General features: G+C 35.2%; 1 protein-coding gene. It reads left to right on the forward strand.

The features are described from left to right. The first annotated feature begins 179 nt into the window (after positions 1 to 179). Positions 180 to 410, forward strand: coding sequence for a GTP-binding protein (locus tag MAGTDC_RS05925; protein WP_414173058.1), 231 nt, complete (start codon positions 180 to 182; stop codon positions 408 to 410). The last annotated feature ends 712 nt before the right edge of the window (positions 411 to 1,122 follow it).

Below are 1,122 nucleotides of genomic sequence, written 5' to 3' on the forward strand. Positions count from 1 at the left end.
CAAATGACCTTTATTATGCAGAAATTTTTCATCAACCTGTTTTAATATTTATTAATGATAACATAAAATTTACTAATGATAAAAAATTCTGTTGTGCTAATTGGATTGTAAAAAAGATTCTCTAATCAAGTGTGTAAATACTTCTTATATATGGTATTGTGTTTCTACAGTTTTCAGAAATGGAACTTAAAATACCCGGACTGCTTATCATAGACACTCCCGGCCACGAGTCATTTAGTAATCTCCGTAGCCGTGGTTCTTCGTTATGTGATATTGCCATATTAGTTGTAGACATTATGCACGGTTTGGAACCTCAGACAATAGAATCTATTAATTTACTGAAGGCGAAGAAAACTCCATTCATAGTCGCTCTCAACAAAATTGACAGGTTTGTTACTATTGCATTTTAAATTTATTTCACGTGGCTTGATCAAAAATTTTAAAGTAGTTTTAGAATTTTCCAGGCCAAAAAATTGTAACGGGACGAATCAGTGGAATAAATAATTTTTAATAATTGTAATAAATTTGAACCCATCCAGTGTTCAACCTGTGGGGAACCTCTTTTAATAAAAATGCATACAATTTTATTATGAAACACCCATATGTGTTTGTGTCTGGCGCCGTTACGGCTAGACGAGTTACGTAATCACCTACAGCTCAGGACGTCTGTGAATTACGGAAATTAACACGCCAATTTCATCAGGCAGCAAAAAGTTGCAGAATTTGTTGGTCTAGAACATTTTAAAACAGCTAATTAGAGAAGGCGTTATAAAATTGATCTACGTTGGTGGGCAGCTGAACCAATGCCCAACGCCTTGCAGTCAGTTGAATGGCAGTCGACGATACAATCCAATAGTGAACAGACGTAAAATTAACGTTCGCCTCGAGAAAGTTTGGTAGACCGAAAAATATAAGAGTAGGTCTACCAAAGAGTGGGTTACTAAGTAATGTAACCATAAACAGTTTTATGCAATAAGTGTAACAGTGATAAAGATGAGTTCGTGGTAGTTTTGTGGAAAGGTGTAATCCGCCATGTGGCGTAACGGTTATGGACACTGAATTCAGGTAAGTACAGTACTGAAACAAGTTTATTCTTGGCCAAAGTTTTAAAGTAAACAATAA

The sequence above is a fragment of the Candidatus Hodgkinia cicadicola genome (assembly GCF_002774925.1).